23 protein-coding genes are annotated in these 26897 nt (G+C 64.6%); 13 read left to right on the top strand and 10 right to left on the bottom strand.

The window, feature by feature from the left end; genetic code table 11:
• Nucleotides 1–13: 13 nt before the first annotated feature.
• From XcyCFBP4188_RS02335 to XcyCFBP4188_RS02310, 6 genes are all read left to right on the top strand, one after another.
• Nucleotides 14–2029 (top strand): chemotaxis protein CheA, encoded by a 2016-nt coding sequence (locus tag XcyCFBP4188_RS02335; RefSeq protein WP_006451386.1) that lies wholly within the window; start codon nucleotides 14–16, stop codon nucleotides 2027–2029.
• 68 nt (nucleotides 2030–2097) lie between these two features.
• Complete coding sequence (locus XcyCFBP4188_RS02330; RefSeq protein WP_046932612.1) at nucleotides 2098–4254, top strand: methyl-accepting chemotaxis protein; 2157 nt, start codon at nucleotides 2098–2100, stop codon at nucleotides 4252–4254.
• Nucleotides 4255–4264: 10 nt separating this feature from the next.
• The gene (locus tag XcyCFBP4188_RS02325) at nucleotides 4265–4783 is read left to right on the top strand and encodes a chemotaxis protein CheW (RefSeq protein WP_074057901.1); all 519 of its coding nucleotides are present in this window, start codon (nucleotides 4265–4267) and stop codon (nucleotides 4781–4783) included.
• Between the two features lie 28 nt (nucleotides 4784–4811).
• Nucleotides 4812–6095 (top strand): EAL domain-containing response regulator, encoded by a 1284-nt coding sequence (locus XcyCFBP4188_RS02320; RefSeq protein WP_043911536.1) that lies wholly within the window; start codon nucleotides 4812–4814, stop codon nucleotides 6093–6095.
• Nucleotides 6096–6098: 3 nt separating this feature from the next.
• Nucleotides 6099–6905, top strand: a complete 807-nt coding sequence (locus XcyCFBP4188_RS02315; protein ID WP_006453344.1) for a CheR family methyltransferase — start codon at nucleotides 6099–6101, stop codon at nucleotides 6903–6905.
• A complete protein-coding gene (locus XcyCFBP4188_RS02310) occupies nucleotides 6902–8041 on the top strand; it encodes a protein-glutamate methylesterase/protein-glutamine glutaminase (protein WP_043911542.1) in 1140 nt (379 codons plus the stop codon). Before XcyCFBP4188_RS02315 ends, XcyCFBP4188_RS02310 begins: the two co-directional genes overlap by 4 nt.
• Nucleotides 8042–8065: 24 nt before the next feature.
• Here the strand turns inward: XcyCFBP4188_RS02310 and XcyCFBP4188_RS02305 are convergent, their stop codons facing one another.
• The 4 genes from XcyCFBP4188_RS02305 to gpmA form a co-directional block, all read right to left on the bottom strand.
• Nucleotides 8066–9628, bottom strand: coding sequence for a phospholipase D family protein (locus tag XcyCFBP4188_RS02305; protein ID WP_104591557.1), 1563 nt, complete (start codon nucleotides 9626–9628; stop codon nucleotides 8066–8068).
• Between the two features lie 154 nt (nucleotides 9629–9782).
• A complete protein-coding gene (locus XcyCFBP4188_RS02300) occupies nucleotides 9783–11885 on the bottom strand; it encodes a M13 family metallopeptidase (protein ID WP_104591556.1) in 2103 nt (700 codons plus the stop codon).
• A gap of 223 nt (nucleotides 11886–12108) precedes the next feature.
• Nucleotides 12109–12426: a hypothetical protein gene (locus XcyCFBP4188_RS02295; RefSeq protein ID WP_023904570.1), complete on the bottom strand. Its 318-nt coding sequence runs from the start codon at nucleotides 12424–12426 to the stop codon at nucleotides 12109–12111.
• A gap of 152 nt (nucleotides 12427–12578) precedes the next feature.
• Nucleotides 12579–13328 carry a 2,3-diphosphoglycerate-dependent phosphoglycerate mutase gene (gpmA, locus tag XcyCFBP4188_RS02290; RefSeq protein ID WP_006453349.1) on the bottom strand — a complete coding sequence of 250 codons (750 nt, stop codon included), beginning with the start codon at nucleotides 13326–13328 and terminating at the stop codon, nucleotides 12579–12581.
• Here gpmA and nfi point away from each other — a divergent pair.
• The 3 genes from nfi to XcyCFBP4188_RS02275 all read left to right on the top strand — a co-directional run bounded on the left by nfi (nucleotide 13299) and on the right by XcyCFBP4188_RS02275 (nucleotide 15867).
• A complete protein-coding gene (gene nfi / locus XcyCFBP4188_RS02285; RefSeq protein WP_006453350.1) occupies nucleotides 13299–14144 on the top strand; it encodes a deoxyribonuclease V in 846 nt (281 codons plus the stop codon). The genes gpmA and nfi overlap by 30 nt on opposite strands.
• 114 nt (nucleotides 14145–14258) lie before the next feature.
• A complete protein-coding gene (locus XcyCFBP4188_RS02280; protein ID WP_104591555.1) occupies nucleotides 14259–15149 on the top strand; it encodes a pirin family protein in 891 nt (296 codons plus the stop codon).
• 256 nt (nucleotides 15150–15405) lie between these two features.
• Entirely contained in the window at nucleotides 15406–15867 is a 462-nt protein-coding gene (locus tag XcyCFBP4188_RS02275) for a hypothetical protein (protein WP_006453352.1), read from the top strand.
• Nucleotides 15868–16058: 191 nt separating this feature from the next.
• On the opposite strand, the gene XcyCFBP4188_RS02270 is transcribed toward XcyCFBP4188_RS02275, so the two are convergent.
• Both XcyCFBP4188_RS02270 and XcyCFBP4188_RS02265 read right to left on the bottom strand, forming a co-directional pair.
• The gene (locus XcyCFBP4188_RS02270; RefSeq protein ID WP_006453353.1) at nucleotides 16059–16490 is read right to left on the bottom strand and encodes an OsmC family protein; all 432 of its coding nucleotides are present in this window, start codon (nucleotides 16488–16490) and stop codon (nucleotides 16059–16061) included.
• Nucleotides 16491–16523: 33 nt separating this feature from the next.
• A complete protein-coding gene (locus tag XcyCFBP4188_RS02265) occupies nucleotides 16524–17384 on the bottom strand; it encodes a pirin family protein (protein ID WP_006453354.1) in 861 nt (286 codons plus the stop codon).
• Nucleotides 17385–17638: 254 nt separating this feature from the next.
• Between XcyCFBP4188_RS02265 and XcyCFBP4188_RS02260 the strand changes: the two genes are divergently transcribed.
• Entirely contained in the window at nucleotides 17639–19711 is a 2073-nt protein-coding gene (locus tag XcyCFBP4188_RS02260) for a carbon starvation CstA family protein (protein ID WP_006453355.1), read from the top strand.
• The gene (locus XcyCFBP4188_RS02255; protein ID WP_005926176.1) at nucleotides 19711–19935 is read left to right on the top strand and encodes a YbdD/YjiX family protein; all 225 of its coding nucleotides are present in this window, start codon (nucleotides 19711–19713) and stop codon (nucleotides 19933–19935) included. Before XcyCFBP4188_RS02260 ends, XcyCFBP4188_RS02255 begins: the two co-directional genes overlap by 1 nt.
• An 838-nt stretch (nucleotides 19936–20773) precedes the next feature.
• On the opposite strand, the gene XcyCFBP4188_RS02245 is transcribed toward XcyCFBP4188_RS02255, so the two are convergent.
• Nucleotides 20774–21478, bottom strand: a complete 705-nt coding sequence (locus XcyCFBP4188_RS02245; RefSeq protein ID WP_046932816.1) for an HAD family hydrolase — start codon at nucleotides 21476–21478, stop codon at nucleotides 20774–20776.
• A gap of 234 nt (nucleotides 21479–21712) precedes the next feature.
• On the opposite strand from XcyCFBP4188_RS02245, the gene XcyCFBP4188_RS02240 reads away from it, so the two are divergent.
• The gene (locus tag XcyCFBP4188_RS02240) at nucleotides 21713–22477 is read left to right on the top strand and encodes an ankyrin repeat domain-containing protein (protein ID WP_043907369.1); all 765 of its coding nucleotides are present in this window, start codon (nucleotides 21713–21715) and stop codon (nucleotides 22475–22477) included.
• 36 nt (nucleotides 22478–22513) lie between these two features.
• Nucleotides 22514–23710: a Tle-like phospholipase domain-containing protein gene (locus XcyCFBP4188_RS02235; RefSeq protein ID WP_043907349.1), complete on the top strand. Its 1197-nt coding sequence runs from the start codon at nucleotides 22514–22516 to the stop codon at nucleotides 23708–23710.
• Nucleotides 23711–23755: 45 nt separating this feature from the next.
• Here XcyCFBP4188_RS02235 and XcyCFBP4188_RS02230 read toward each other — a convergent pair whose 3' ends face one another.
• The 3 genes from XcyCFBP4188_RS02230 to XcyCFBP4188_RS02220 all read right to left on the bottom strand — a co-directional run bounded on the left by XcyCFBP4188_RS02230 (nucleotide 23756) and on the right by XcyCFBP4188_RS02220 (nucleotide 26585).
• Nucleotides 23756–25006, bottom strand: coding sequence for a DUF819 family protein (locus XcyCFBP4188_RS02230; RefSeq protein ID WP_104591554.1), 1251 nt, complete (start codon nucleotides 25004–25006; stop codon nucleotides 23756–23758).
• A 232-nt stretch (nucleotides 25007–25238) separates the two neighbouring features.
• Nucleotides 25239–25454: a hypothetical protein gene (locus tag XcyCFBP4188_RS02225; protein WP_006448858.1), complete on the bottom strand. Its 216-nt coding sequence runs from the start codon at nucleotides 25452–25454 to the stop codon at nucleotides 25239–25241.
• Nucleotides 25455–25976: 522 nt separating this feature from the next.
• A complete protein-coding gene (locus tag XcyCFBP4188_RS02220; protein WP_043907371.1) occupies nucleotides 25977–26585 on the bottom strand; it encodes a nucleotidyltransferase family protein in 609 nt (202 codons plus the stop codon).
• Nucleotides 26586–26897: the final 312 nt, after the last annotated feature.

Raw genomic sequence — 26897 nt, 5'->3', positions numbered from 1 at the left:
AGGTAACACGCGCATGGACATGAACCAGCTGATGCAGACCTTTCTGGCCGAGAGCCGGGATCTGCTCGAAGACATGGAACGCCATCTGCTCGAAGCCGAGCGTGGCGAGTCTTCGCCCGATGCGGTCAACGCGATCTTTCGCGCGGCGCATACCATCAAGGGCTCGGGCGGGTTGTTCGATCTGCCGCAGCTGGTCGGCTTCACCCATGTGCTGGAAAGCGTGCTGGATCTGGTGCGCGATGAAGCGCTGAGCCTGAGCTCTGAATTGATCGCGCTGCTGCTGGTGTGCTGCGACCACATCCACGCCTTGGTGGAAACCGCGGCCGATCCAAGCCACGCCGATGCGGCCGCACTGGCGACCGAGGCCGAGCCGTTGCTCGCGCAGTTGCAGACCTATCTGCAAGGCAGCGTGTGCGGCGTCACTGAGGCCGCCATCCAGCTCGGCACACCTGAAAAACAAAGTGGTTACTGGCGTATTTCGTTGACGCTGTTTGCCGATGCGCTGCGCTTCGGCAACTCGCCGCTCAAGCTGATTCGCAATTTGCGCGGCCTGGGGTCGGTCGAATCGATCAGCACCGACTACAGCCAATTGCCGAGCTTCGAAGCGCTCGATCCGGAAGCCAACTATCTCGGTTTCCAGATCCTGTTGCGCAGCGATGCCGACCGCGCCGCAATCGAAGAAGTGTTCGAGTTCGTGCGCGAGGATTGCGATCTGGAGATCACCTCGGTGCCGGCACCGACCGATGTTGCCGCTCTTCTCGTCAGCGAGCCTGCAGCGCTTGCACCGGTCGCCAGCACGCTCGCTGCGGTTCCGAATTCAACCTCTGCTGCAACGCCGCCACGCGCCCCCCAGGAAGGTGCCTCACGCAACGCCGAAGCGCGCTCGATCCGCGTGGACGCCGACAAACTCGACCGCATGATCGATCTGGTCGGCGAACTCATCATTGCGGTGGCCGGCACCAACGCCAACGCACAGCGCACCGGCGACGCACAGCTGCTGGAATCGGCTTCGATCCTGGCCGGTCTGGTGGAAGACGTGCGCGAAAGCGCGCTGCAACTGCGCATGGTCAAGATCGGCGGCACCTTCAGCCGCTTCCAGCGCGTGGTGCACGACGTGGCGCGCGAACTCGGCAAGGACATCGCGCTGGTGGTGGCCGGCGAAGACACCGAACTGGACAAGTCGGTGGTGGAAAAAATCGGCGACCCGCTCACCCATCTGGTGCGCAACGCGATGGATCACGGCATCGAACCGGCCGACGTGCGCGTGGCACACGGCAAGCCCGCACGCGGCACCGTGGGCCTCAACGCCTATCACGACTCCGGCAGCATCGTCATCCAGATCACCGACGACGGCGGCGGCTTGAACCGCGACCGCATCCTGGCCAAGGCGCTGGAACGCGGCCTGATCGAGGCCGGCCGCCAGCTCAGCGACCGCGAAGTGTTCGCGATGATCTTCGAGCCGGGCTTTTCCACTGCCGAAAAAGTCACCAACCTGTCCGGGCGCGGCGTGGGCATGGACGTGGTCAAGCGCAACATCACCGCGCTGCGCGGCACTGTGGAGATCGACAGCACCGCCGGCGTGGGCACCACCATTTCGGTGCGGCTGCCGCTGACGCTGGCCATCATCAACGGCTTCCAGGTCGGTGTCGGCAAATCGGTGTTCGTGGTGCCGCTGGATGTGGTGGAGGAATGCGCGGAGTTCACGCCCGACTACGCCAGCGACTACATCGATCTGCGCGGCAGCGTGCTGCCGTATGTGCGTCTGCGCGAATTGTTCGCGCTCGGCGGCAAGACGCCGGCACGAGAAAGCATCGTGGTGATCCGCCAGGGCGCGCAGCGCTTCGGCCTGGTCGTGGACACCTTGCTGGGCGAATGGCAAACCGTGATCAAGCCGTTGTCCAAGGTCTTCGCACAGGTCAAAGGCATCAGTGGCTCCAGCATCCTGGGCAGCGGCGATGTCGCGCTGATTCTGGATGTGCCCAGCCTGATCCAGCAATTGCATCCACAGCAGGACGCCCTGGCGGCCTGAGCATTCGCACCGTCATTCCCCACATCACCGCGTTCTTCGTTGTTCCCTGACCCCAGGAAGCTGCCGCCATGTCACACCGTCTCCCGATCGCCACCCAGTTGTGGTTTACCGCCGCCCTCGCTCTTGTTCTGCCCGTCATCGTGGTCGTGGCCGGCTTTGCGCTGACGCTGTCGCACGGCGCCCTGCTCGCCGCCAGCGTGGTGGCCGCACTCGTCAGCGGCGCATTGCTGGCCTGGTCGATCCGCATCGCCAACGACTCGCTGAGTATCGCCACCACCACGCTGGACGCATTCGCGCGCGGCAACTTCGATGTGGCCATGCCGCGGGTGCGCGATGAGCAGGCCTGCGAGGTGTTGCGTGCACTGCGCAAGGTGCAAAGCAGCATTCGCCATGTCAACGAGGAGATCAACCGCGTCTCGCAGGAACACGACGCCGGCGAGATCGATGTCCGCATCGACGTGGCGCGCTTCGATGGCGACTTCCGCACGATGGGCGAAGGCATCAACCGCATGGTCGCCAACCACATCGCGGTGAAGAAACAGGCCATGGCCTGCGTGGCCGAGTTCGGGCGCGGCAACTTCTCCGCCGAGCTGGCGCGCCTGCCGGGCAAGAAGGCCTTCATCAACGAGATCGTCGACCAGATCCGCGGCAACCTCACCGGCATGGTCGCCGAGGTCAACCGCATGGCGAGCGAACACGATGCCGGCGACATCGACGTGGTCATCGACACGCAACGCTTCACCGGCGATTTCCGCCGCATGGCCGAAGGCATCAATGCGATGGTGGCCAGCCACATCGCAGTCAAGAAGCAGGCCATCGCCTGCGTGGCCGAGTTCGGCCGCGGCAACTTCACCGCGCAGCTGCCGCTGCTGCCGGGCAAGAAGCGCTTCATCAACGACACCCTGGAACAGGTGCGCGGCAGCCTCACCGGCTTGATCCGCGAGATCAACCACATGTCGGCCGAACACGAAGCCGGCGATATCGATGTGGTGATCGACAGCAGCGGCTTCGATGGCGATTTCCGCAGCATGGCCACCGGCATCAACCAGATGGTGGGCGCGCATATCGCGGTGAAGAAACTGGCGATGGGCGTGGTGGCCGAATTCGGCCGCGGCAACTTCGATGCCCCGCTGGCGCAGCTGCCGGGCAAGAAGGCCTTCATCAACGACACCGTGGAGCGTGCGCGCGGCAACCTGCGCAGCATCTCCGAAGTCATCCAGGTGATGGGCGCGATGGCCGAGGGCGATCTCACCCACACCGTGGAAGGCCGCTACGAAGGCGCATTCGCCGACATGCAGCGCTACGTCAACACCACCATGAGCCGGCTGACCGAGATCGTCGATGAGGTCAACCGCAATGCCGAGAACCTGGCCAGCGCCTCCGAACAGGTCAGTGCCACTGCGCAGGCGCTTGCACAGGCCGCCAGCGAGCAAGCGGCCGGCGTGGAAGAAACCAGCGCCTCGCTGGAACAGATGACCGCCTCCATCGCACAGAACACCGAGAACGCACGCGTCACCGACAGCATGGCCGCCAAGGCCGCCAGCGAAGCCGCAGATGGCGGCGACACCGTGCGCGCCACGGTGGTGGCAATGAAGGACATCGCCAAGAAGATCGGCATCATCGACGACATCGCTTATCAGACCAACCTGCTCGCGCTCAACGCCGCCATCGAGGCCGCGCGTGCCGGCGAACACGGCAAGGGCTTTGCGGTGGTCGCGGCGGAAGTGCGCAAGCTGGCCGAGCGCAGCCAGATCGCCGCGCAGGAAATCGGCGAGGTGGCCGGTTCCAGCGTGGAGCTGGCCGAAAGCGCCGGACGCGTGCTCGGCGAGATGGTGCCCTCGATCCGCCGCACTTCCGACCTGGTGCAGGAAATTGCCGCTGCCTCCGAAGAGCAGACCGCTGGCGTCAGCCAGATCAACACCGCCGTTGGACAGTTGAACCAGACCACGCAATCGGCCGCTGCCAATGCCGAAGAACTCGCCGCCACCTCGGAGGAAATGAGCGCGCAGGCCGAACAGCTGCAGCAGCTGATGGGCTTCTTCCGGCTCGGCAATGGCGGCCGCGCCGTGGCTTCAGGCAGCAGCAAGCCGGGCCCGCGCCGGATCGCGCCGCACAGCAGCAGCACCGCGCTCAGCGCGCCACCGCGGCGCACCAACGTGCGCCAGATCAGCGCAGTGGCTGCCACCGCCGATGCGATCGACGAATCGCAGTTCGCCAGCTTCTGAGGAACCGACGATGCAATCGCACAGCGCAGCCAGCACCACCAATGCGCCGTCATCGACGGCACCGCAGCAATACCTGACCTTTCTGCTGGGCACGGAGATGTTCGGCCTGGGCATTCTCGGCATCAAGGAAATCATCGAATACCGCGTGCCGACCGATGTACCGATGATGCCGCCGGCCCTGCGTGGAGTGATCAACCTGCGTGGCGCAGTGGTGCCGGTGGTGGATCTGCAGCAACGCTTCGGCCGCAACGCCAGCGCAATCACCAAGCGCAGCTGCATCGTGATCGTGGAGATCGCCCATGGCGGTACGCAGCAGGTGCTCGGCTTGCTGGTGGATGCGGTCAGCGAAGTGCTGGACATCGCGCCCGATGACATCGCCGGCGCGCCCAGCTTCGGCGCCGGCATCGCCCGCGATTTCATCCAGGCCATGGCCAAGATCGGCGAGCGCTTCGTGATCCTGCTCGATGCCGATGCCGTGCTGAGCAACGACACCCTCGCCCAGCTTCCTGTCGCCGAGCTGGCGGCCTGACATGCTCCGCATGCACGCAAGGACTCCCATGCGCCCCACCCTTCTCTCCTGCAGCTGCGCGCTGGACGGCCCGGTGTTGGTCGTCGACGACAGCGTGGTCCAGCGCGAACATGCGATGGCGCTGTGCCGCCAACTCGGCGCCGTTGCGGTCGACGGTGCAGTGGATGGCCACGCAGCGCTGGCCTGGTTGAGCAGCGCCATCGCGCCATCGCTGCTGCTGATCGATCTGGAAATGCCAGGCATGGACGGCGTGCAGCTGCTCGATGCATTGGCGCGCGGCAACTACAGCGTGCCGGTGATCGTGGTCTCGCAACGCGGTGGCGCCTTGATCGATGCGGTGATGCAGCTCAGCCGCAGCGCCGGCGTACGCGTGCTCGGCGGCATCGAAAAGCCGATGCATCTGCAGGATCTGGCCACTGTGCTGGAGTGCGAGCCTGAGCTGGCCACAGACGCGCAGGTCCTGGCACCGGCTGTGATCTCGACCCTGATGTCCAGCGGTGGCGCCGCCGCGTCGCGCCTGGACCGCGCCATGCGACGCGGCGAAATCCGTGTGGCCTACCAACCCAAACTCGATCTCAAGGATGGCCGGCTGCGCGGTGTGGAAGCGCTCGCACGTTGGCGCCGCCCGCAAGGCGACATGATCGGGCCGGACCGCTTCATTCCACTGGCCGAACGCGAAGGCTTGATCCATGCGTTGACCCAGCAGGTGATCGACAAGGCGATTGCGCAATTGGTGGACTGGCGTGCAGAAGGATTCCAGCTGACGCTGGCGTTGAACCTTTCGCCCAATCTGCTCAGCGAGCAGGATTTTCTCGAGCAGCTGTGCGCCAAGCTGAGCGACAACGGCCTGAGCCCTGCCGATCTGGTGCTGGAACTCACCGAAAGCGCCATCGTGGAGCCGGCCAATGCCTTGAGCATGCTGGCACGACTGCGTCTGCATGGCTTTGGTCTGTCGATCGACGATTACGGCACCGGTTTCTCCTCGCTGCAGCGCCTGGCCAGCATTCCGTTCACCGAACTCAAACTGGACCGCAGCTTCGTGCATGCGGCGCATCGCAGCCGCAGCCAGCGCACCGTGCTCGAATCCACCCTGGAACTGGCGCACCGGCTTGAACTGACTGCCGTGGCCGAAGGCGTGGAAACACCCGAGGACTGGCGCCTGCTGCGCGAGCTCGGCTGCGATCTGGCGCAAGGCTATCTGATGGGCTCGCCGATGCCCGGGCCGATGCTGTCGGAATGGTGGCGCGAACACGCCGTGCGCATCGCGCGCCTGAGCGACAGCGCGCTGGCCAGCGATGCGGATGTCGCCTGAGCCATGAGCACCGCCACCGCCATCACCGAACAGGAATTCGGCCGCTTCCAGCGCTTCATCTTCGAAGCGGCCGGCATCAGCATTTCCTCCGGCAAAAAAGCCATGTTGTGCGGCCGCCTGGGCAAGCGCCTGCGCGAACATCAGTTCAGCAACTACACGCAGTATCTGCAGTTGCTGGAGAGCCGCCAGGACCGCGCCGAGATCCAGACCGCGATCGACCTGCTGACCACCAACGAAACCTATTTTTTCCGCGAGCCCAAGCACTTCGAGCTGCTGCGCAAGCTGGCCGGCGACCATCGTGGCGGCCTGCCGTTCCGGTGCTGGAGCGCAGCCAGCTCCAGCGGCGAAGAGGCCTACAGCATGGCGATGGTGCTGGACGACACCTTGCAAGGCCGCGCGTTCGAGGTGGTCGGCAGCGACATCAGCACCCGCGTGCTGGCCAAGGCGCGCACCGGGCACTACGCCTTGCAACGCATCGACGGCATTCCGCAGGCGTATCTCAAACGCTATTGCCTGCGTGGTCAGGGCGAGTACGACGGCAGCTTGCTGGTGGAACGCCGGCTGCGCGATCGGGTGAAGTTCGTGCACGCCAACCTCAATACTGCGTTGCCGGCGCTGGGCAGCTTCGATGCGATCTTCCTGCGCAACGTCATGATCTATTTCAATGGCCAGACCAAGCGCGAGGTGATCCTGCGCGTGCTGTCCAATCTCAAATCGGGCGGGCATTTCTGCATCGGCCATTCGGAAAGCCTGAGCGAACTCGACATCGATCTGGTCCAGGTGGCACCCTCGATTTTCCGCAAGGCCTGAGCCAAGGATCGCCCGTGTCGACAGCCTTCAACCGCCCCGCCGCCAGCCCAGCTGCCAATACCAAGACCATCAAGGCCATGGTCGTCGACGACTCGGCGGTGGTGCGCCAGGTGCTGGTGAGCGTGCTCAACGACGCGGCCGACATCGAGGTCATCTCCACTGCGGCCGACCCGCTGCTGGCGATCGAGAAGATGCGCAAGCAATGGCCGGACGTGATCGTGCTGGATGTGGAAATGCCGCGCATGGACGGCATCACCTTCCTGCGCAAGATCATGAGCGAGCGGCCCACCCCGGTAGTGATCTGCTCCACGCTCACCGAAAAAGGCGCGCGCGTCACCATGGATGCGCTGGCCGCCGGTGCGGTGGCGGTGGTGACCAAGCCGCGGCTGGGGCTCAAGCAATTCCTCACCGATTCGGCCGACGAACTGGTCAATACCGTGCGCAGCGCCGCACGCGCCAACGTCAAGCGGCTGGCCGCGCGTGTCACTGCGGTGCCGCTGGAAGCGGAGGTCAAACACACCGCCGATGTGATCCTGCCGGCGCAAAGCGGGCGCGCTCTGGCGCAGACCACCGAGCGCATCGTCGCCATCGGCACCTCCACCGGCGGCACCCAGGCGCTGGAAGAAGTGCTGACCGCGTTGCCGCGCGTGTGCCCCGGCATCGTGATCGTGCAGCACATGCCGGAGAAATTCACCGCCGCCTTTGCCGCGCGCCTGAATGGTTTGTGCCAGATCGCAGTGAAAGAGGCCGCCAACAACGATCGGGTGATGCCGGGCCGCGCGTTGATCGCGCCCGGCGGCAAGCACCTGCTGCTGCGCCGCAGTGGCGCGCAGTACTTCGTCGAGGTCATGGAAGGCCCGCCGGTCAACCGCCATCGTCCCTCGGTGGATGTGCTGTTCCGCTCGGCCGCACGCGCCGCCGGCAGCAATGCACTGGGCATCATCATGACCGGCATGGGCGACGACGGCGCCGCCGGGCTGCTGGAAATGCGTCAGGCCGGCGCACGCACCGTGGCGCAGGACGAGCACACCAGCATCGTGTTCGGCATGCCCAAGGAAGCGATCAAGCGCGGCGGCGCCGACCGCATTCTTCCGCTGGGCGCGATGGCGCGCGAGATCGTGACGCAGCTGCAGTAGCGCGCTGCGCGAAGAGCACTGGCGTTACAACTGCGACTCCAACGGCAACCAGCCCATCACCGTCGCTGCGCCACGCCGCCACACGCTCGCTGCCGGCTCTTGCGACCACACCTCGGGCGGCTGCGCCGCATCGTCGTGCCAGCGCAGCTCGCCCTGGTCCATGGTCACGCGATAACTCAGCGCTGCACTGACCTTGTGGCTGTACAAGCGTTCCAACTCTGCGGTCACAGTGCGGTCGTCGAACAGCAAACCCATCTCGGTATTGAGGTTCATCGAGCGCGGATCGAGGTTGAATGAGCCGATGAAACCGCTGCTGTCGTCCACCACAAACGCCTTGGTATGCAGGCTGGCACCGCTGGACCCGAACAGGCTGCCGTCCGGCTTGCCCATCGGCTTGAGCTCGTGCAGACGCACGCCTTGCGTGAGCAAGGGCACGCGGTAATCGGCGTAACCGCTGTGCACCGCCACGACATCATTGGCAGCCAGGGAGTTGGTCAACACGCTGACGCGCACATTGCGCCGACGCAACTCGCCGATCCAGCGCATGCCTTCTTCACCCGGCACGAAATACGGCGAAATCACTTTCAATTCGCGCTGCGCGTGCGCCATCTCGCCGATCAAGGTCGGCGTCATCCAGTCCGCTTGCGGCGCCGCGCCCTCGGCCTTTTCCGGCGGGTCGGAGACGATGCGCGCCCGATCCAGCCAATGCACCTGGCGCTCGCCGTGCGTCAACGCCTGCACGCTGGGCGATTGACGCAGCCGCTCCACATACGGATGCGCGCGTGCCGATTCCAGGCCGGCATCCAGACTGCCACGCAACGCATCCAATGCCTGCGGTTCTGCCGTCACCAGCGCAGCCAGCGGCAAGGCGTTGGGGCTATTCCAGTACGCATCGAACACCTGCTCGGCCTGGCCCACGGTCGGCCCCATCACCGCCGCGTCCATGTCCATGAAGTTGGTGTCGCGCGCCGCGTCGAAATACTCGTCGCCCACATTGCGGCCACCCACCACCGCAATGCGGCCATCGGCAATCCAGGCCTTGTTGTGCATGCGTCGGTTGATGCTGAACATGCGCAGCACCATCTCCACGCCGCGCATCAACGTGCCTTCGCGCGCGCGGGTGGGATTGAACAAGCGGATCTCGATCAACGGATGACTATCGAGTGCCGCCAGCACCGAATCGCTGCCGTGGATGTTCATGTCGTCCAGCAGCAGACGCACGCGCACGCCGCGATCGGCGGCGTGCAGCAATTCGTTGTGCAACAGGTTGCCGGTGAAGTCCGCATGCCAGATGTAGTACTGCAGATCCAGGCTGCGCCCGGCCGCGCGCGCGGTGAGCGCGCGCACCGCGAACGCATCGATATTGTCGGGCAGGATCACCATGCCGGTTTGATTGGGATGCGCCTGCTGCAGCGGCGCGACGACTTGATCGATCGGCGTCGCCAATGCCGTGGCTGGCAACGCATGACTCGCCGGGCCACGCTGGCGATCGGCAAAGCGGCCGTAACCGTAGAGCGACAACGCGCTGCCCAGCACCAGCACCAGCGCACCGATGCCGATCCACTTGAACATCTTTCGCTTTGTCACTGCCGCCCCCGTGATGCACAGCGCGGCAGTCTAGACGCTGCTCCTGCATGCCGATGTGCAGACGCAAGCGCACAAGCGAGCTCGACAAACCCCGCAAAAACAGCGGGTTTTCGGCGAGCACTGCCGCAACAGTGCTCGCTGGATGCAATCACGCTTACCAGATCGCGACGCGCTCCTTGTCCCCACGCACCATCGCATCGCCAGGCTTGCACTGGAATGCCTGCGCAAACGCCGGCATGTTCGACGGCGCACCATTGGCGCGGAAATTGGCCGGCGCATGCGGGTCGGTGTTCAAGCGCACGCGCAATTCGCCATCGGTGAAGTTGCGGCGCCACACCGTGGCCCAGTTCATGAAGAAGCGCTGATCCTGCGTATAGCCATCGATCTGTTTGTTGGCGTCCGGCTGTTCCTTCAACGCCATCTGCAAGGCATCGAAGGCCACGGTCAGGCCACCGAGGTCGCCGATGTTTTCGCCCAAGGTCAGTTTGCCTTTGACGTTGACGCCAGGGACCGCCTCGTAGCCATCGAACTGCGCCACCAACTGATCGGTGCGTTGGGTAAACAACTTGCGGTCCGCATCGGTCCACCAGGTATCGAAGTTGCCCTTGGCATCGAACTGGCTGCCCGAGTCGTCGTAGCCATGCATCATCTCGTGCCCGATCACCGCGCCGATACCCCCGTAGTTCAACGCCGGGTCGGCCTTGGGGTCGAAGAACGGCGGTTGCAGGATCGCCGCCGGAAACACGATCTCGTTGCGGGTGGCGTTGTAGTACGCGTTCACCGTTTGCGGGGTCATATGCCACTCGCGCTTGTCGACCGGCTTGCCGATCTTGTCCAGCATGTAGCGATAGTTGAACGCCTGCGCGGCCTGCATATTGGCCAGAAACCCATCGCCACGGGTTTCCAGTCCCGACCAATCGCGCCACTGATCCGGGTAGCCGATCTTGGGCGTGAAGCTGGCCCATTTTTCCAGCGCGCGCTGCTTGGTTTCCGCGCTCATCCAGTCGAGTTTTTCCAGCCGCGCCTTGAGCGCGACGGACAGGTTCTGCACCAGCTGCTGCATCTGCTCCTTCGACTCGGCCGAGAACGCAGATTGCACATAGAGCTGGCCCAGCGCCTCGCCCATCGCCTCGTTGACCGCGTTCAAGGTGCGCTTCCAGCGCGGCAGCATGTCTTTTTGACCACGCAGCGTCTTGGCGTAGAAATCGAAGTTGGCCTGCTCGAACGGCTTGGCCAGATACGGCGCCGCCTCATCCACGCTGTGGAAACGCAGGTACGCCTTCCACGTATCCACCGGCGTGTCGGCCAGCATCGCATCGAGCTCGGCGAAGTAGCCCGGCTGGCTCAACGAGAACGTGGCGGCCGGCACCTCGAGCTCAGTGAAAAACGCCTGCCAATCGAAGTGTGGCGTCACCGCATTGGCACCGGTCACATCGACCGGGTTGTAGCGCTTGGCCGGGTCGCGCAGTTCGATGCGCGACAGCGAGGCGTTGGCCAGGCGCGTTTCGAACGCCATCACCGCCTTGGCCTGGGTGGCGGCCTGCGCTGCCGGAACGCCGGACAATTCCAGCACGCGTGCGATATAGGCCACGTACTGCTCGCGGATCCTGGCCTGCGCCGGATCGGTGTAATAGCCCTTCTCGGGCAGGCCCAGACCGCCCTGCCCCGCGTAGGCGATCATCTGTTCGGAATTCTTGTAATCGGCATTGGCGCCGAACGAGAACATGAAGCCCTGGCCCTGCGCATAGCTATTGCGCAACCACGCCGCGATGGCCGGCGCATCGGTCAGCGCGTCGATCGCCTTCAACTGCGGCTGCAGCGGCGTGATGCCGGCCTTGTCGATCGCCGCTTCGTCCGAGCCGGTGCGCCACAGATCGGCGATCTTGGCATCCACCGAACCGGCCGACAGATTGCCGCGCGCCAGCTGCTCCACCAACGCGTGCTGGATGGTCAAGGAGCGCTCGGCCAGCACTTCGGAACTGCCCCAGCTGGTGCGATCGGGCGGCACCGGGTTGGCCTTGAGCCACTTGGCGTTGACGAATCCGTTGAGGTCCTGGCACGCGTTGATGGCCGGATCCAGATCGTTGATGCCGAACGCCACGATCGGCGCATCGAGCTTGGAGACATCCACCCTGGTTGGCGCGGCCTGTGGCGCAGTAAACGCCGGCTTTGCAGCGTCATCGGATTTACCGCATGCCGACAGCATCACCGCGATGGCCACCGCAAGCGATAGCGGGGCGAACTTGCTCAACATCATTGAATTCTCCAAGGCACAAGACCGCGTCATGCGCAGTCGAAAAGTAGGCGATCGTCCGAAAGACAACCACGCAAGTCATTGCAGCGACACCACGACGCCCTGACGTCAGAGATCGCGCTTTGGGGAAAGATCATCTGTGCGCCATCCAACCGGGCGCTCATGACGTCCTGTCGCCAACTGATCGAACGCTGCCTTCCGGCGCATGACGCGCCATCGAATGCAGTTACTTGCGTGCGTAAAACGGTGCCATCAACAGGTACACCGGATACGCCAACACCATCAGCACCAACGCGACCTCATGCCCGGACGCTGCGTCCGCCCAGGATTCCATCTGCCGCGACGGCCCAAACAGCCCGAACGCCAGCAGCAACACCCCAACCACGCAGATCAGCAGCGCTACCCCCATCGCCGAACCGGACACACGGCCATTGGCCAGCACGCCGAACGCACCGCCCCCACCGGCCAACAGCAGCCCCAAGGTCACCAGATACGCGCGGCAGTAGGTGGCACTCATCTGCTGCGTTTTACGTTTGCCGGACATCATGTCTCCCCTGCAAGAACACACGCATGCGGTGCCTGTTCGATCCACGAACAGGCACCGCTCACGCTTCAAACCCGCACGCGTCATCCGACCGCGCGAAGCGAAACCCGCGACGCGCTACGCGCACTGCACGCAGCCAGCGAACGCCGCGCTTACTTCGCCTTGCCCTGGTTTGCCACCGCTTCGGCCGCGCGCTTGGCCGCTTCCGGGTCGCCCAGGTAGCGGAAGTTCTGCACCTGCAGCTCGTCGTCCAGCTCGAACAACAACGGAATGCCGGTCGGGATGTTGAGTTCCAGGATCTGCTCGTTGGAGACGTCATTGAGGTACTTGTACAGCGCGCGCAGCGAGTTGCCGTGCGCGGTCACCAGCACGGTCTGCCCGGCCTTCAACTGCGGGGCGATCGCGTCGTGCCAGTACGGCAGCACGCGCACCAGCGTGGTCGCCAGCGACTCGGTGCCCGGCAATGCATTGCGATCCAGCGTGGCGTAACGGCGGTCGTGACATGGATGACCCGGATCGTCGACGTCCATCGCCGGCGGCGGAATGTCGTAGGAACGGCGCCAGATCTTGACCTGTTCCTCGCCGTGCTTGGCAGCGGTTTCGGCCTTGTCCAAGCCTTGCAAGCCGCCGTAATGGCGCTCGTTGAGGCGCCAGCTCTTGGACACCGGCAGCCAGTCCTGATCGAGTTCCTTCAGCGCGCCCTGCAGCGTGTGGATGGCGCGCTTGAGCACCGAGGTGTGGGCCACATCGAACTGCAGGCCCTCGTCCTTCATCAGCTTGCCGGCGGTGGCGGCTTCCTGGCGGCCCTGCTCGGTGAGTTCCACATCCACCCAGCCGGTGAAACGGTTGTCCAGATTCCATTGGCTCTGGCCATGGCGCAGCAGTACGAGTTTGCGGGTCACTCAGGTTCTCCGATGGGGGCCGATCAGTCTGCGATTGTAGCGGCAGCCAGCGCATTGCTGGCGTGCACGAGATCGCTACGTGCGGCGCGCGATGCTGTGACCATGCAAGCGACGAACACTCCCGTCTTTGCCGGCTGGGACGGCAGCATCCTCCAGGCAAGACAGTTGCAACAGCAACTGGCACAGCGCGTGGTGTTACAGGATCAAGTCAGTACGGCACCGCAGGTGCTGGCCGGTTTCGACGTCGGCTTCGAAGACGATGGCCAGACCACGCGCGCCGCAGCGGTGCTGCTGGATGCGCACACCCTGCTGCCGCTGGAAACGCATGTAGCGCGCTTGCCCACCTCGATGCCGTATGTGCCCGGCCTGCTCAGTTTTCGCGAACTGCCTGCGTTGCTGCAGGCACTGGCGTTGCTCTCGCGCACGCCGGATCTGGTCTTTATCGATGGCCAGGGCATCGCGCATCCACGCAAGTTGGGCATCGCCGCGCATTTCGGCGTGGTGACCGGGCTGCCGTGCATCGGTGTGGCCAAGCAGCGTCTGGCCGGCAGCTTTACCGAACCCGGACCCGAACGCGGCGAGCACAGCCCGATCCTGCTCGCAGGCATGCAGATCGGTTGGGCGCTACGCAGCAAGCCGCGCTGCAACCCGCTGATCGTCTCGCCCGGGCATCGCGTCTCCATGCAGGGCGCGCTTGAGTGGACACTGCGCACGCTGCGCGCGTATCGCCTGCCCGAGCCCACGCGTCTGGCCGACCGGCTGGCCTCGCGGCGCGGCGAGGTCATGTCCGACGTGCAAGGCGACCTGCTGGGCTGACCGCCGGCGCCGGCAACAACGCGGAACGTACCGTCTTGCCCAGCCACTCGGCCGCCATCGCGCGCGCGCGCGTGCGAAGCTTGCGCTCTCCTTCGATCGCCACGAGCCGCCGCCATGACCACGATCATCGCTCCACGCGTCCATGACATCGGCGGGCTGGAAGTTCGCCGCGCCGTGCCCACCCTCCAGGCGCGCAGCATCGGCCCGTTCGTGTTCGTCGACCAGATGGGCCCGGCCGTGCTGGAACCGGATCACGGCATCGACGTGCGCCCGCATCCGCATATCGGCCTGGCCACGGTGACGTTTCTGTGGTCCGGCGAGATCGGCCACCGCGACACGCTCGGCTCCGATCAGGTGATTCGCGCCGGCGACGTCAACTGGATGACCGCCGGCCGCGGCATCGCCCATTCCGAACGCACACCCGGCCCCGAGCGCGCGCGCGAGCATGCATTGCACGGCATGCAGACCTGGGTCGCGCTGCCGCGCTCGGCCGAAGAAACCGCACCGGCGTTCTACCACCATGCCGCCGCCAGCTTGCCGCAACAACGCCGCGATGGCGCCTTGCTGCGCGTGATCGCCGGGCGTGCCTATGGCGAAGAATCGCCGGTCAAGGTCTTCAGCGATACGCTCAACGTGGCGATCGATCTGCAGCCCGATGCCGAAATCGACCTGGACACCGGCCACCTCGAACGCGCGCTCTATATTCTCGAAGGCGATGCGCAACTGGATGGCGCGGATGTTCCTGCCCGCCATCTGATTGTCCCCTCGCCCGGCGCGCGCGGACGGCTGCGTGCCAAGACGCCGCTCAAGGCGATGCTGCTCGGCGGCGAGCCGTTGGATGGCCCGCGTCACCTGTGGTGGAACTTCGTGTCCAGCTCCAAGGAGCGCATCGAGCAGGCCAAGGACGACTGGCAGGCCGGTCGTTTCGGCAGCATTCCCGGCGACGACAAGGAATTCATTCCATTGCCGGAGACCCCGGCGCCCAAGCCGGTCAATTACCCCTGAAGACAGCGATGCGGGCGCGGCGATACGCCCAAGTCTCGAATCGATCCCGAAGCCCGAGTGCCCCTGCGCACAGCCAATTCCAGCCATGTTTGCGACCACGCTTGAGCTTGCAGACAAAACTGTGGTAGTGATGTCGCTCTAGGTCGGGGGCATGCTGCGTGCGAGGCACAGCCGGGCGGGGAGCGCACGGGCTGTTACGACGACACGCTGGAAGGCATCGCCCCTGCGCAGTCATCCATCGCCGGGGAACACTTGAATGAAGTCCGCATCCTGCCTTGTCGGCCTGAGCTTGCTGTTGGCCGCCGCCACCGCTTACGCACAAACCTCGCCGGTCTGCCCGCCACTGCCGCCGGCCTCCGGGCTGCAATGGAACGAACTCGCAGGCGCCGATTATCTGGTCTGCAAGGCCGTGACGGCCGACGGTCGCCAGGTCGTGGGCGTAATGCTCACCACCCGCGACCCGGCAATGACGCTGGCACGTGACCGACGCGCGGAAAAAGGCCAGATCCAGCAGGAAGACTTTTACTGGTACAAGCTCGATCTGGGCGGCCGTCAGCTGCCGGGCATGGAATCGCGCCGCGTCACCGTGGTCGAGCTGGGCAAGAAGCGCTACGCGCAGCTGTGGATCGACGGCGCCAATACCGAAGAGCTGGCCTTGATGCAGTCGCTGGTGCAGAACATGGATTTGCAGCCGGCCAGCCTGGCGTTACAGCGCTAAACCCATCCGGAGAGCTGGCCTTGATGCAGTCGCTGGTGCAGAACATGGATTTGCAGCCGGCCAGCCTGGCGTTACAGCGCTAAACCCATCCGGGCTGCAATCCACGCGGCATGGTGCGCAAGCAGCGATGAGCGATGACCAGCGACGAGCTAACCGGCGCTGATCGGCCGGCCGGGCCGCGTAGCGCATTCTCAGGTTTGGGTTGTTCCAGTGTCTGCCACTGTGCCGGTTTGCAATGCGCTGTCGATTTGCACCTGCCCGGTCAGCAGGCGATGGATCGGGCATTTCTCGGCCACTTCCAGCAGACGCGTGCGCTGATCCTCACCCAGCGCACCGTCGAGCACGATCTCACGCGTGATCACCGTGCCCGCAGCGCCGCGCTGGGTGTAATGCAGATGCACGTGCACCGCCGTCAGCGGCCACTGCTTGCGCGCCGCCACCATCGACACCGTGATCGCAGTGCAGGCACCCAACGCGCCCAACACCTGCGACTCGGGATCCGGCCCGGCGTCGGCACCGCCGTTGGCCGGCTGGGTATCGGCGTTCCAGGTGTGCCGACCATCGTGGATGCTCACGGTGTACGGCACTGCGCCGGTGCTGACGCTGACGGGTCTGTCACTCATGACGCTCTCCCACGGTGGCTCGAGCGGGCCGGTTCAAAACCGACCCTCCTGGAAATCGACAAAGGCCTGCATCAATTCCTGCTTGGTATTCATCACGAACGGGCCGTGCCGCATCACCGGCTCGTTGAGCGGGCGGCCCGCGACCAGGATCAGCTGCGCACCCTCGGCACCGGCGTGCAGCGTCAAACGCTCGCCACCGCCCAGCACTGCCAGCTCCTGCGCCGGCAGCGCGCGCGAAGCATCGCCCTCGCCCACCGTCAGCGCGCCTTCGAAGGCATACGCGAATGCGTTGTGCCCGCTGGGCAGCACGTAGTCCCAGCTGACGTTCGGCGCGAGTGCGATATCCAGATACAGCGGGTCGGTGGCGGGTTGCACGATCGGCCCGCGCACCTCGCCGACGGTTCCGGCGATCACCTTGACCGTCACACCGGGCGCCGGATGCGCGATCGGAATGCTCTCCGGTGCGTATTCCTGATACTTGGGCTCGGTCATCTTGTCGCGCGCCGGCAGGTTCACCCACAGCTGGAAGCCGCGCATGCGCCCGGACTCCTGCTCGGGCATTTCCGAATGGATCAGCCCGCGCCCGGCGGTCATCCACTGCACGCTGCCCGGGGTCAGCAGGCCCTCGTTGCCGTGGTTGTCCTTGTGCCGCATGCGGCCGTCGAGCATGTAGGTCACCGTCTCGAAGCCGCGATGCGGGTGGCTGGGGAATCCGGCCAGATAGTCCTCTGCCTTGTCGGTGCCGAACTCGTCCAGCATCAGAAACGGGTCCAGGTCGGGCAACTGTTGGGTGCCGATCACGCGGGTCAGCTTGACCCCGGCACCGTCGGAGGTGGGCATGCCACGAATCGTGCGCAGCACTTGGACCGCTGCGGTGGTGGAGGTGGCGCTCATCGAACTCTCCCTGTGCGGATTGAATAGCCTCACATGATGGATGCGCGCGACAGGCGTCCCAACCGCGGCCGGCGCAACCGATCGTTCTATTGCCTGGCTGCCGCGTCCGGCTGTTGCGCCTGGCTGCCACGTCGCGATCACCCAGTGCAGCCAAGACGCTCTACAACTAAAGTTTTACTCCAGCCCGGAACGGCACCATTGACCGCAGGCAGGCAGGGGGTGACCCTTAAGTGAATCGTTCCTGAGGGGCATGCATGAAAGGGTTCTCGAAGTTGGCCTGGGGCGCGCTGGCGCTGCTGGCCGCGTTCTGTCTGGGTACCGTGGCGCTGAGGCGCGGCGAACATATCAACGCGTTGTGGATCGTGGTTGCCGCCGTCTCGATCTATCTGATCGCCTACCGGTTCTACAGTCTGTTCATCGCCGACAAGGTGATGCAGCTGGACATCACCCGCGCCACGCCGGCGGTGAGCAACAACGACGGCCTGGACTACGTGCCCACCAACAAGCATGTGCTGTTCGGCCACCACTTCGCCGCGATTGCCGGCGCCGGGCCTTTGGTCGGCCCGGTGCTTGCCGCACAGATGGGCTACCTGCCCGGGCTGCTGTGGCTGGTGGTCGGCGTGGTGTTTGCCGGCGCGGTGCAGGACTTCGTGGTGCTGTTTCTATCCAGCCGCCGCAACGGCCGCTCGCTGGGCGATCTGGTGCGCGAGGAAATGGGCCAGGTGCCCGGCACCATCGCCTTGTTCGGCGCCTTCCTGATCATGATCATCATCCTGGCGGTGCTGGCGATGGTGGTGGTCAAGGCATTGGCGGAAAGCCCGTGGGGTATGTTCACGGTGATCGCCACGATGCCGATCGCGCTGATGATGGGCGTGTACATGCGCTACATCCGGGTCGGCAAGATCGGCGAGATTTCGGTGGTCGGGCTGATCCTGTTGCTGGGCGCGATCTGGCTGGGCGGCAAGGTTGCCGCCGACCCGAGCTGGGGCCCGGCCTTCACCTTCACCGCCAAGCAGATCACCTGGATGTTGATCGGCTACGGCTTCGTCGCCTCGGTATTGCCGGTGTGGCTGCTGCTGGCCCCGCGTGATTACCTGTCCACCTTCCTCAAGATCGGCACGATCCTGGCGCTGGCGATCGGCATCCTGGTCGTGATGCCGGATCTGAAAATGCCGGCATTGACCCAGTTCGCCTCCACCGGCGACGGCCCGGTGTGGAAGGGCGGCATCTTCCCGTTCCTGTTCATCACCATTGCATGTGGCGCAGTCTCCGGCTTTCACGCGTTGATCGCCTCGGGCACCACGCCCAAGTTGCTCGCCAACGAAGGCCACATGCGCTACATCGGCTATGGCGGCATGTTGATGGAATCGTTCGTGGCGGTGATGGCGCTGGTGGCCGCATCGATCATCGAGCCGGGCATCTACTTCGCGATGAACAGCCCTGCTTCGCTGGTCGGCAGCGACACCGTGGCGGTGGCGGCCAAAGTCTCCGAGTGGGGCTTTGCGATCACTCCCGAGATTTTGGAAGCCACCGCAAAGGACATCGGCGAGCACAGCATCCTGGCACGCGCCGGTGGTGCGCCCACACTGGCCGTAGGTATCGCACAGATCCTGCACCAGCTGCTGCCGGGCGAAGACACCATGGCGTTCTGGTACCACTTCGCCATCCTGTTCGAAGCGCTGTTCATCCTCACTGCGGTGGATGCGGGTACGCGCGCGGGCCGCTTCATGCTGCAGGACCTGCTGGGCAACTTCATCCCGGCATTGAAGAAGACCGAGTCGTGGACCGCCAACATCATCGCCACCGCCGGGTGCGTGGCGCTGTGGGGGTATCTGCTTTACACCGGCGTGATCGATCCGTTCGGCGGCATCCAGACCTTGTGGCCGTTGTTCGGCATCTCCAACCAGATGCTGGCCGGGATCGCGCTGATGCTGGGCACGGTAGTGCTGTTCAAGATGAAGCGCGACCGCTACGCCTGGGTCACCATCGTGCCGGCGCTGTGGTTGCTGATCTGCACCACGTATGCAGGGCTGATCAAGATCTTCGACAGCAACCCGGCGCAGGGTTTCCTGGCGCAGGCGCACAAGTATCAGGACGCGATCGCCAGCAACACCATCACCGCGCCGGCCAAGACGGTGGCGCAGATGCAGCAGATCGTCACCAACGCCTACGTCAACACGGGGCTGACGGTGCTGTTCCTGTTCGTGGTGGGCTCGATCCTGATCTACGCGGTCAAGACCATCGTGATTGCGCGCCGCAACCCGCGGCGTAGCGACCGCGAAACCCCGTACGTGGCCTTGCAGGCACATCAGATGGCGGACCTGTAATGGGCACCCAACTCGTCCTTGCCAGCCAATACCAGGTGCATCGCCGCATCTGGCGACGCCTGATCCAGACCGCACGCCTGTGCTGCGGCATTCCCGATTACGACAACTACGTGCGCCACATGCTGGAAAAACATCCCGACAAACCGGTGATGGACTACCCGGCCTTCTTCCGCGAGCGCCAGGACGCGCGGTACGGCGGCAAGAGCGGGTTTCGTTGCTGTTGATCGGTGATCGGTGATCGGTTGATCAAGAAGTAGAAACGCAACAGGGCGCGATGCGAATCGCGCCCTGTTGCGTTGATGTCTGGCAGAAAAGCCGACGCTCGAACCTTGCGGTGCGCGACGCACAACTTGTGACCCATCTACCGACCAACGTCCTGATGAGGACGCCGCGCCCCCGACCGACTCAGCTTTTGACCTAATCTTTTGACTACACCTAAACGCCGCTTCGACTCAAAATCCGGATTGCCTTGGGTAGTTGGACAGCACGGAAAGTTCAGGTGTAGAGCGGCTGATCTGTGGCTTGGCTGCAGGGCCCTTGCCCGCCCACCGTCGCGGGACACGCCGCAAGTACGTCCATGTAGGCTCTTACGCGGCATCCATGCCGCGTAAGGTCCCGCGACGATGGGCGAGCAAGGACCCGTCGAGATGGTCGGTGTGCAGGGGGCAAAGCAATGCATGAGGCGCTTCTGATTCGCCAGCTCTCATATGGCTGCAACACGCACCATCAAAGCCTGGGATCAAACACCCTAGCAAGATGGCCCGCCTTTCACCTAGCTACCGACCAACTTTCTGGTGCGGTGTCCTCGCCGCTTGCGGGACCGTGTGGCGGCATGGATGCCGCCACCGAGCCCCCAGGGACGGGTTTACGGCGTGTCCCGCAAGCGGTGAGGGCACCGCGCGCTCGACGGACCAAGCCTTTGACGGTCTCCAAGCCCCGCTACGACGCAACAGCCCTGTCATTGCAGGCCGATTGCACGGTCTGGCCCAGTCAGTTGCACAACGAGAGGGCTGCGATTCCGCCACCATCGACACTGCGTCCAAGACATCCTGCCGGCAGCTCTCAGCCAGCGCGTTTTTGCGCGAGCCGCTCGAACAACACGGGCAAATCGCGCATATCGTCGAACACCTCAAGCACGCCGATCCGTCGCAGGGTGTCGCCGTGCCCTTGCGGAATATGGCTGGCACCGGTAAAGCCCAGTACCTGCATGCCCGCCGCCAATGCGGCGGTTGCGCCGGTGGGGCTGTCTTCGATCACCAGGCAGCGCTGCGGCACCACGCCCAGTGTGCGGGCGGCCAGCAGATAGACATCCGGCGCCGGCTTGGGCCGCTCCACCATATCGGCACTGAAGATATTGCCTGCCGCGCGTGCGGTGAGACCGACGCGTTCGACCGAGGCAATCACATTGTGGCGGCGGCTGTTGGAGGCTACCGCCAGCGGCAACGGGATCTGTTCCAGCGCGGCGCGCGCGCCTGCAATCGGCTGCACCTGCGCCTTGATCAAGGCTTCGCTGCGCGCCTGAATCTGTGCCAGCAACGTCTCTGGCAACTGCACCGAGAAATGCTCCTGCACCCGCAGCAACACCTCATGCGTGGTCTGCCCGAACGTGGTCCCCAGCAAATGCTCCAATGCCTCGGCCGGCACAAATGTTGCCAGTGCCTCACGCATCACTTGGTCGGCCAGTATCTCGCTGTCGACGAGCACACCATCGCAATCGCTGATCAGTAAGTCGTAGACCATTGCACCCATCTGCTCGCAAAGCGCCATTATGCCGGCCGGGTTGTGACCGTTGGCTGTGGCCGGTTGCACGCGTGCGCAATGGCCGTCGTGATGCATAGACCAACGAACGGCGGCAAGCGGGCTGAACAAGTGAAATCCGCAGCGCCGGCGCATGTCACACAATCTTACCGCGCGTCGTTCGGGCAGCTGGTAGGATCGGCCCCGCTGCGGAAGGACTTCATGCAGCGTCATCAGGAATGCGATCAGGAGAAGGAGATTTCGATGCAACCGCGATTCCCTGCCCTGCTCGTTCTTGCGACCTCGTTTCTCGCGGTCTCATGCACCGCCTCGCCCGGTGCCAAGGAGCAAACCACCATGTCAGCTACGCTGCAGGACCACACCGTCGCCTTCCGCGACCCCAGTCTGACCGATATCGCCAAGGCCATTGCGCACGGCGACGTCGCCCGAATTAGTGCACTCGCACCCACTGTCGATCTCGCCGCACACGGCGATCAGAACGTCACCTTGCTGGAGTGGGCGATCTGGAACGAACAACCACGCGCACTGGCCGCATTGCTCGACGCCGGCGCAGATCCCTCATTGCCTGGCATGGACCAGGAAACGGTCGTGCACATGGCCGCGATGGCGCAGGACCCGGAGTATCTGAAGGTGCTGCTGCAGCACAGGGCGCCGATCGACGTGGTCAGCGCGCGTGCCGGCTGGACGCCGTTGTTCCGCGCCGTGCAGAGCAAGCGCGATGCGCAGATCGGCCTGTTGATCGAGGCAGGCGCCGATGTGCAGCGTGTCGACCACACCGGCAACAGCGTGCTGCATCTGGCCGCACAGAGCGGCGCGGCAAGTCCTGCAGTGCTGCAATTGCTCAACGCCGGTGTGGACCCCGCGCTGCGCAACGCGCAGCAGAAAACCTTCCAGGCGTATTTCTTCACCACCCCGGATCGCCTGCTCAATGCCGCCGGCCAGCAGGTCAGGTCGGAGGTACGCGCATGGTTGAGCGCGCACAACATTCCCGTGGAAAGCAGCCGCTAAGCGGGCTTTTCGCACGACGAACGCAAGGAGCCGCGCATGAGCCCGTCAAATTCCACTGATTCCTCCACCCCGTTCGCAGAGTCGATCCGCGGACAACAGCCACGCCCGGAAGACCAACAGTTTCCGGCAGTGCTGCAAGACCTCTACGCGACTGCCTCGCAGCGACGCGAAGGCAGCGCTGAAACTTTTACGCCCCTGCCCAATGGCTGGACGCGCATGGACGACAGCACGCTGCAACGGGCAGGTATCGACCCAAGTTTGCTGCACGATGCTAAAAGCGGTTTCGATGCCGCGTTCTACCGCAACGACCAAGGCAACGTGGTGCTCGGCTTTTGCGGCACCGACGAAGGCAAGGACTGGAAGCACAACATCGGCCAGGGCCTGGGCTTCGACGATGCGCAGTACGCCTCCGCAATTCAATTGGGCAGCCAGGCCAGGCAGGCATTTGGCGACCAGGTGGTGATCACCGGTCACTCGCTCGGCGGCGGTCTGGCGGCGGCATCGGCGATGGTCAACGACATCCCCGCCGTGACCTACAACGCCGCAGGCGTCAGCGACCGCACGCTGGAGCGGCAAGGTCTGGATGCATCGGCGGCCAAGGAGTACGCCAGCAGCGAATTGATCCGCGGCTATCACGTCAAGAACGAGATCCTCACCCATCTGCAGGAAGACAGCATCCCGTTGAAATGGGCGATGCCCAATGCGGCCGGCCATCAGATCGAGCTGCCGGAGCCGGACCCGTTGTCGTTCGGGCGACGCCTGGTGCCAGGCATGATGTTGATGCACCGCATGGACCTGCACGGCATGGACTCGGTGATCAAGGCGCAGGACATGCAGTCGCCGGGACAGGCGCAGGGCACGACCCTGCACACCGGCAGCCAGCTGTTCAACGATGCAGTGGTGCAGCTGGACAGCCAGCGCGAGCGACTGGGGCTGCGCGACGACACCGCGTTTCTCAACACGGCCGCCAGCGTGGCCGCGCGCGCAAGCAGCGACGGCTTGCAACGGATCGATCACCTGGTCCCCAGCCGCGAAGGCGACAGCCTGTTCGCTGTGCAAGGCCGCATGGACGACCCGACCCATCTGCGCAGCCAGGTGCAGACCGCGGCAGCGGCCAACGAACCGGCGCAAGGCAATGTCGGCCAGCTGCAGCAACACAACCAGCAGCAGGCGCAATTTCAATCGCAGCCGCCTTCCCTGCAGCAGGAAGAGCATCGCCGCCTGATCCAGTAGTCGTCGTTGCCCGTCTCCGGGCATTGGCACGCGCCAGTGCCCGGATCAGCCCGCGCCCGCCATCGCGCGCAAGGTGATTCCGACCAGATAGGCCAGATAGGTGCCGGTGGCATAGCCCATCGTGCCGAGTAACACACCGACCGGCGCCAGTGCCGGATGGAAGGCCGCAGCGACCACCGGCGCCGACGCCGGGCCGCCGATGTTGGATTGCGAGCCGATTGCGAAATAGAAGAACGGCACCCGCAAAAGACGGCCCAGACCCCACAGCAGCGCGATGTGCACGGCGATCCAGATCAGCCCGAGCAGGAACAGCCAGGGCCGGTCCAGCAGCGCCAGCAGATCCATCTGCATGCCGATGCAGGCGATCAGGAAGTACAGCAGCAGCGTACCGATTTTGGAGGCGCCGGCACCTTCCAGCGTACGGGCGCGGGTGAAGCTCAGCAGCAAGCCCAGACTGGTCGCCAGCACCACCACCCAGACGAACGGGGTGTCCAGACTGAACTGGCTGGCCCAGCTCAGGTTGGCCTTGCACCATGCCGCGAGCGGATTGGCCAGCGCATGCGCCAGGCCGACGCCGCCGAACGCCACCGCCACGATCACCATCAAATCGGCCAGCGTGGGAATGCGCGCGTGTTCGGCCTGGAAACGCGCCATACGCTCCTGCAAGGCATCCAGCGCGCGGGTATCGGCACCGCTATGCGCATCGATGTTGCGCGCGCGCCCGGCCAGGAAGATCAGCACCGCCATCCACACATAACCGACACCAACATCGACCACCGCAAACTGGCCGAAGGTGGTGGCATCCACATCGAAGACTTCGCGCATCGCCAGCATGTTGGCGCCGCCGCCGATCCAGCTGCCGGCCAACGCGGCCATGCCGGCCCAGGTATCGCCCGCCACGGTGGCCGGATGCAGCCAGCGCATCACCCAGAACGCGACCACCGCACCCAGCATGATGCTCAGCGAAGCGCCCAGGTACATGGCGACCAGCTTGGGGCCCAGCCCCAGGATCGCGCGTAGATCGATACTCAGCGTGAGCAGGATCAGCGCCGCCGGCAGCAGCACGTCGCGGGCGATCGGGTTGTACAGACGGGTGTTGGCACCGTCGATCAGGCCGACGGTGTTGTAGATGCCCGGGAGCAGATAGCACAGCAACAAGGCCGGCACCACGGCATAGAAACTCCGCCACGGGCCGCGCTCGCGCGAGGAGGTCCAGAACACCGCCCCCAAGGTGGCAGCGATCAAGCCGAAGACGACGATATCGTTTTGGATCAGCGCAGAACCGGCGACATTCACTACGGGCGGACATCCAGAAAGTGGCCGCCAATGCGCGGATCGACCAACAGCGGCCGATGGCATGAATCTAGCCGACCCGGGCCTCTACGCACACCCTGGTATCGATGTTGACATCAGCATCGTCACTACGAGCTTGCCGCAGAGATGATTCGTGGGCTGTGCGGGAAAGCCAATCGCCGATGTCGCAGATATAAAGCGAACAGAGGTAGTTCTAGATGTTTGTCAGACGCTCTCAGCCGTAACGCCGCACCACGCGTTCGCCCTCGGCGGTCTTCAACACCACGCCGCTGGGCTGGCCAGTTGTCAGGCAATGCAGCCTGGCCATTACTTCGGCGTTTTCCAACGCGCCCTGCTCGCGCAGATAACGCAGCGGCGACCACTGCGGCCGGGTAACCCACCAGCCGCCCTGCTCGGGATGGATGCGTACAACGTAGCGGGACTCGTCCATCAGGCCTCCGGCCGGTGCGTGCAGCGATCAACGATGGTGCGTAACGCGTGCGGGCTATCGCAGCGCGCTGCGCGTGGGAACGCGTTCTCCCATCAGCATGCCGACGTGCCCTTACTCAAGGGGCCGCGGGAGAGTGGCCAAGGGCCCCGCGTCCGGCATAGCCAGAATGTCCTTTCGATTATGGGAATACCGTCGGGTGGACACTGGCAGTGCGGTAGGAAAATTCTTACATGACACCGCTCAGGCGCAGCGCTACAGTCGATCCCGAGCGGCGAACAGACGTCGCGAGCGGCCGTCAGATGGCGCGGACGGTGGCGTTGGGGAGGTCAATCGCGCTTGGGAAGTGCCTCGGGGGAGGAGTTGCATGCATCTGCTCAGGAAGTTCCAGTTTCCGGTCAAGTCCGCGCTGGTGGTGGGTTATGTCCTGGTGATCCGGGAAGCGATCGTCTTGTGGTCGTGAGGACGTCAGGCCTCTGACGCTCAGGCTGCCGCATCGCGCGGACCGAGACCCGTCATGGCGTCTCAGTCCGCGTCCACCCAGCCACGCTGTTGTGCGGCTGCCAGGTCGGCGGGCGTGTCCACGTCCAGGGCGAGTGCCGGCGCGCTCACACAGCCCAGCGTCTGCACGTCCAGGCTGGCGAACAGGCCGCGCAGGCCGCTATCGGCCTGCAACGGCACATCTGCCCACGCGGCATGCGTCACCACTGCGGGGATGCCGCGTACCCCGGCGTAGCCGCTGGTGGCGCACCCCGAGGCTGCATGACCGGCCTCTTCGAGTAGCGCACGCAGATGCGGTGCGTCCAGCGCGGGTTGGTCGCAGCCCAGGATCAGGCTACGCCGCAGCGTTGTGTCGTCCTGCACGTAATGACGCAGTGCGGCTAGGCTGGAGCCCATGCCTGCAGACCAGTCGGCGTGCCGCAACACTTCCACCTCCAGACCTTGTAGGACATCGGTCAGTGCATCGGCCTCTGCGCCCAGCACCACCACACAACGGCGCGGCGACGTCTGCAGCGCGAGACGCGCGAAGCGACGCAACAGTGGCTCGCCATCGCGCATCAGCAATTGTTTTGCCCGGCCCAGACGACGGCCGGCGCCTGCGGCGAGTATCAGTGCAGCATGATCGCTGCTCATGCGCTCGATGCCGTGTGGCGTGGCGACGAATTTCGCGGTGTCGGCCGTGACTGGCGCTGTGGACTGCTGACCTGCACAGTGCAGGCGGGAACTGTGCTTGCAGGCGACGGACATTGGTCAGCGTCGCGAGAGGCGTCGTCATAGTGATCAGAAAATATGGTCATGGCGACGTCGTGCGTATTGGGAATGCGCTCAGCGTAGAGATCCGAATGTGCGTGCGGGGTGACTACATGCTGCGTGTCCACCGCGCATGTTTGTCAGGAGTACGCATCTCATCGGAATTGCGCTGTGGGCATAGCGCCACGTTGCCTA

The sequence above is a fragment of the Xanthomonas hortorum pv. cynarae genome (assembly GCF_002939985.1).
Classification (GTDB): Bacteria; Pseudomonadota; Gammaproteobacteria; order Xanthomonadales; family Xanthomonadaceae; genus Xanthomonas; species Xanthomonas hortorum_D.
The sequence above is the reverse complement of the archived record's forward strand: the minus strand, read 5'-3'. Positions and strand labels throughout refer to the sequence as shown.

Bases quoted from the DNA above. Each gene is read 5' to 3' on its own strand.
- XcyCFBP4188_RS02320 (WP_043911536.1), top strand. From the start codon at position 4,812: ATGCGCCCCACCCTTCTCTCCTGCAGCTGCGCGCTGGACGGCCCGGTG.
- XcyCFBP4188_RS02295 (WP_023904570.1), bottom strand. From the start codon at position 12,426: ATGTCCGGCAAACGTAAAACGCAGCAGATGAGTGCCACCTACTGCCGC.
- XcyCFBP4188_RS02280 (WP_104591555.1), top strand. From the start codon at position 14,259: ATGACCACGATCATCGCTCCACGCGTCCATGACATCGGCGGGCTGGAA.
- XcyCFBP4188_RS02270 (WP_006453353.1), bottom strand. From the start codon at position 16,490: ATGAGTGACAGACCCGTCAGCGTCAGCACCGGCGCAGTGCCGTACACC.
- XcyCFBP4188_RS02245 (WP_046932816.1), bottom strand. From the start codon at position 21,478: ATGGCGCTTTGCGAGCAGATGGGTGCAATGGTCTACGACTTACTGATC.
- XcyCFBP4188_RS02240 (WP_043907369.1), top strand. From the start codon at position 21,713: ATGCAACCGCGATTCCCTGCCCTGCTCGTTCTTGCGACCTCGTTTCTC.
- XcyCFBP4188_RS02330 (WP_046932612.1), top strand. From the start codon at position 2,098: ATGTCACACCGTCTCCCGATCGCCACCCAGTTGTGGTTTACCGCCGCC.
- XcyCFBP4188_RS02235 (WP_043907349.1), top strand. From the start codon at position 22,514: ATGAGCCCGTCAAATTCCACTGATTCCTCCACCCCGTTCGCAGAGTCG.
- XcyCFBP4188_RS02325 (WP_074057901.1), top strand. From the start codon at position 4,265: ATGCAATCGCACAGCGCAGCCAGCACCACCAATGCGCCGTCATCGACG.
- XcyCFBP4188_RS02315 (WP_006453344.1), top strand. From the start codon at position 6,099: ATGAGCACCGCCACCGCCATCACCGAACAGGAATTCGGCCGCTTCCAG.
- XcyCFBP4188_RS02260 (WP_006453355.1), top strand. From the start codon at position 17,639: ATGAAAGGGTTCTCGAAGTTGGCCTGGGGCGCGCTGGCGCTGCTGGCC.
- XcyCFBP4188_RS02275 (WP_006453352.1), top strand. From the start codon at position 15,406: ATGAAGTCCGCATCCTGCCTTGTCGGCCTGAGCTTGCTGTTGGCCGCC.
- XcyCFBP4188_RS02335 (WP_006451386.1), top strand. From the start codon at position 14: ATGGACATGAACCAGCTGATGCAGACCTTTCTGGCCGAGAGCCGGGAT.
- XcyCFBP4188_RS02220 (WP_043907371.1), bottom strand. From the start codon at position 26,585: ATGAGCAGCGATCATGCTGCACTGATACTCGCCGCAGGCGCCGGCCGT.
- XcyCFBP4188_RS02225 (WP_006448858.1), bottom strand. From the start codon at position 25,454: ATGGACGAGTCCCGCTACGTTGTACGCATCCATCCCGAGCAGGGCGGC.
- XcyCFBP4188_RS02265 (WP_006453354.1), bottom strand. From the start codon at position 17,384: ATGAGCGCCACCTCCACCACCGCAGCGGTCCAAGTGCTGCGCACGATT.
- nfi (WP_006453350.1), top strand. From the start codon at position 13,299: ATGGCGCAGCAGTACGAGTTTGCGGGTCACTCAGGTTCTCCGATGGGG.
- XcyCFBP4188_RS02255 (WP_005926176.1), top strand. From the start codon at position 19,711: ATGGGCACCCAACTCGTCCTTGCCAGCCAATACCAGGTGCATCGCCGC.
- XcyCFBP4188_RS02300 (WP_104591556.1), bottom strand. From the start codon at position 11,885: ATGATGTTGAGCAAGTTCGCCCCGCTATCGCTTGCGGTGGCCATCGCG.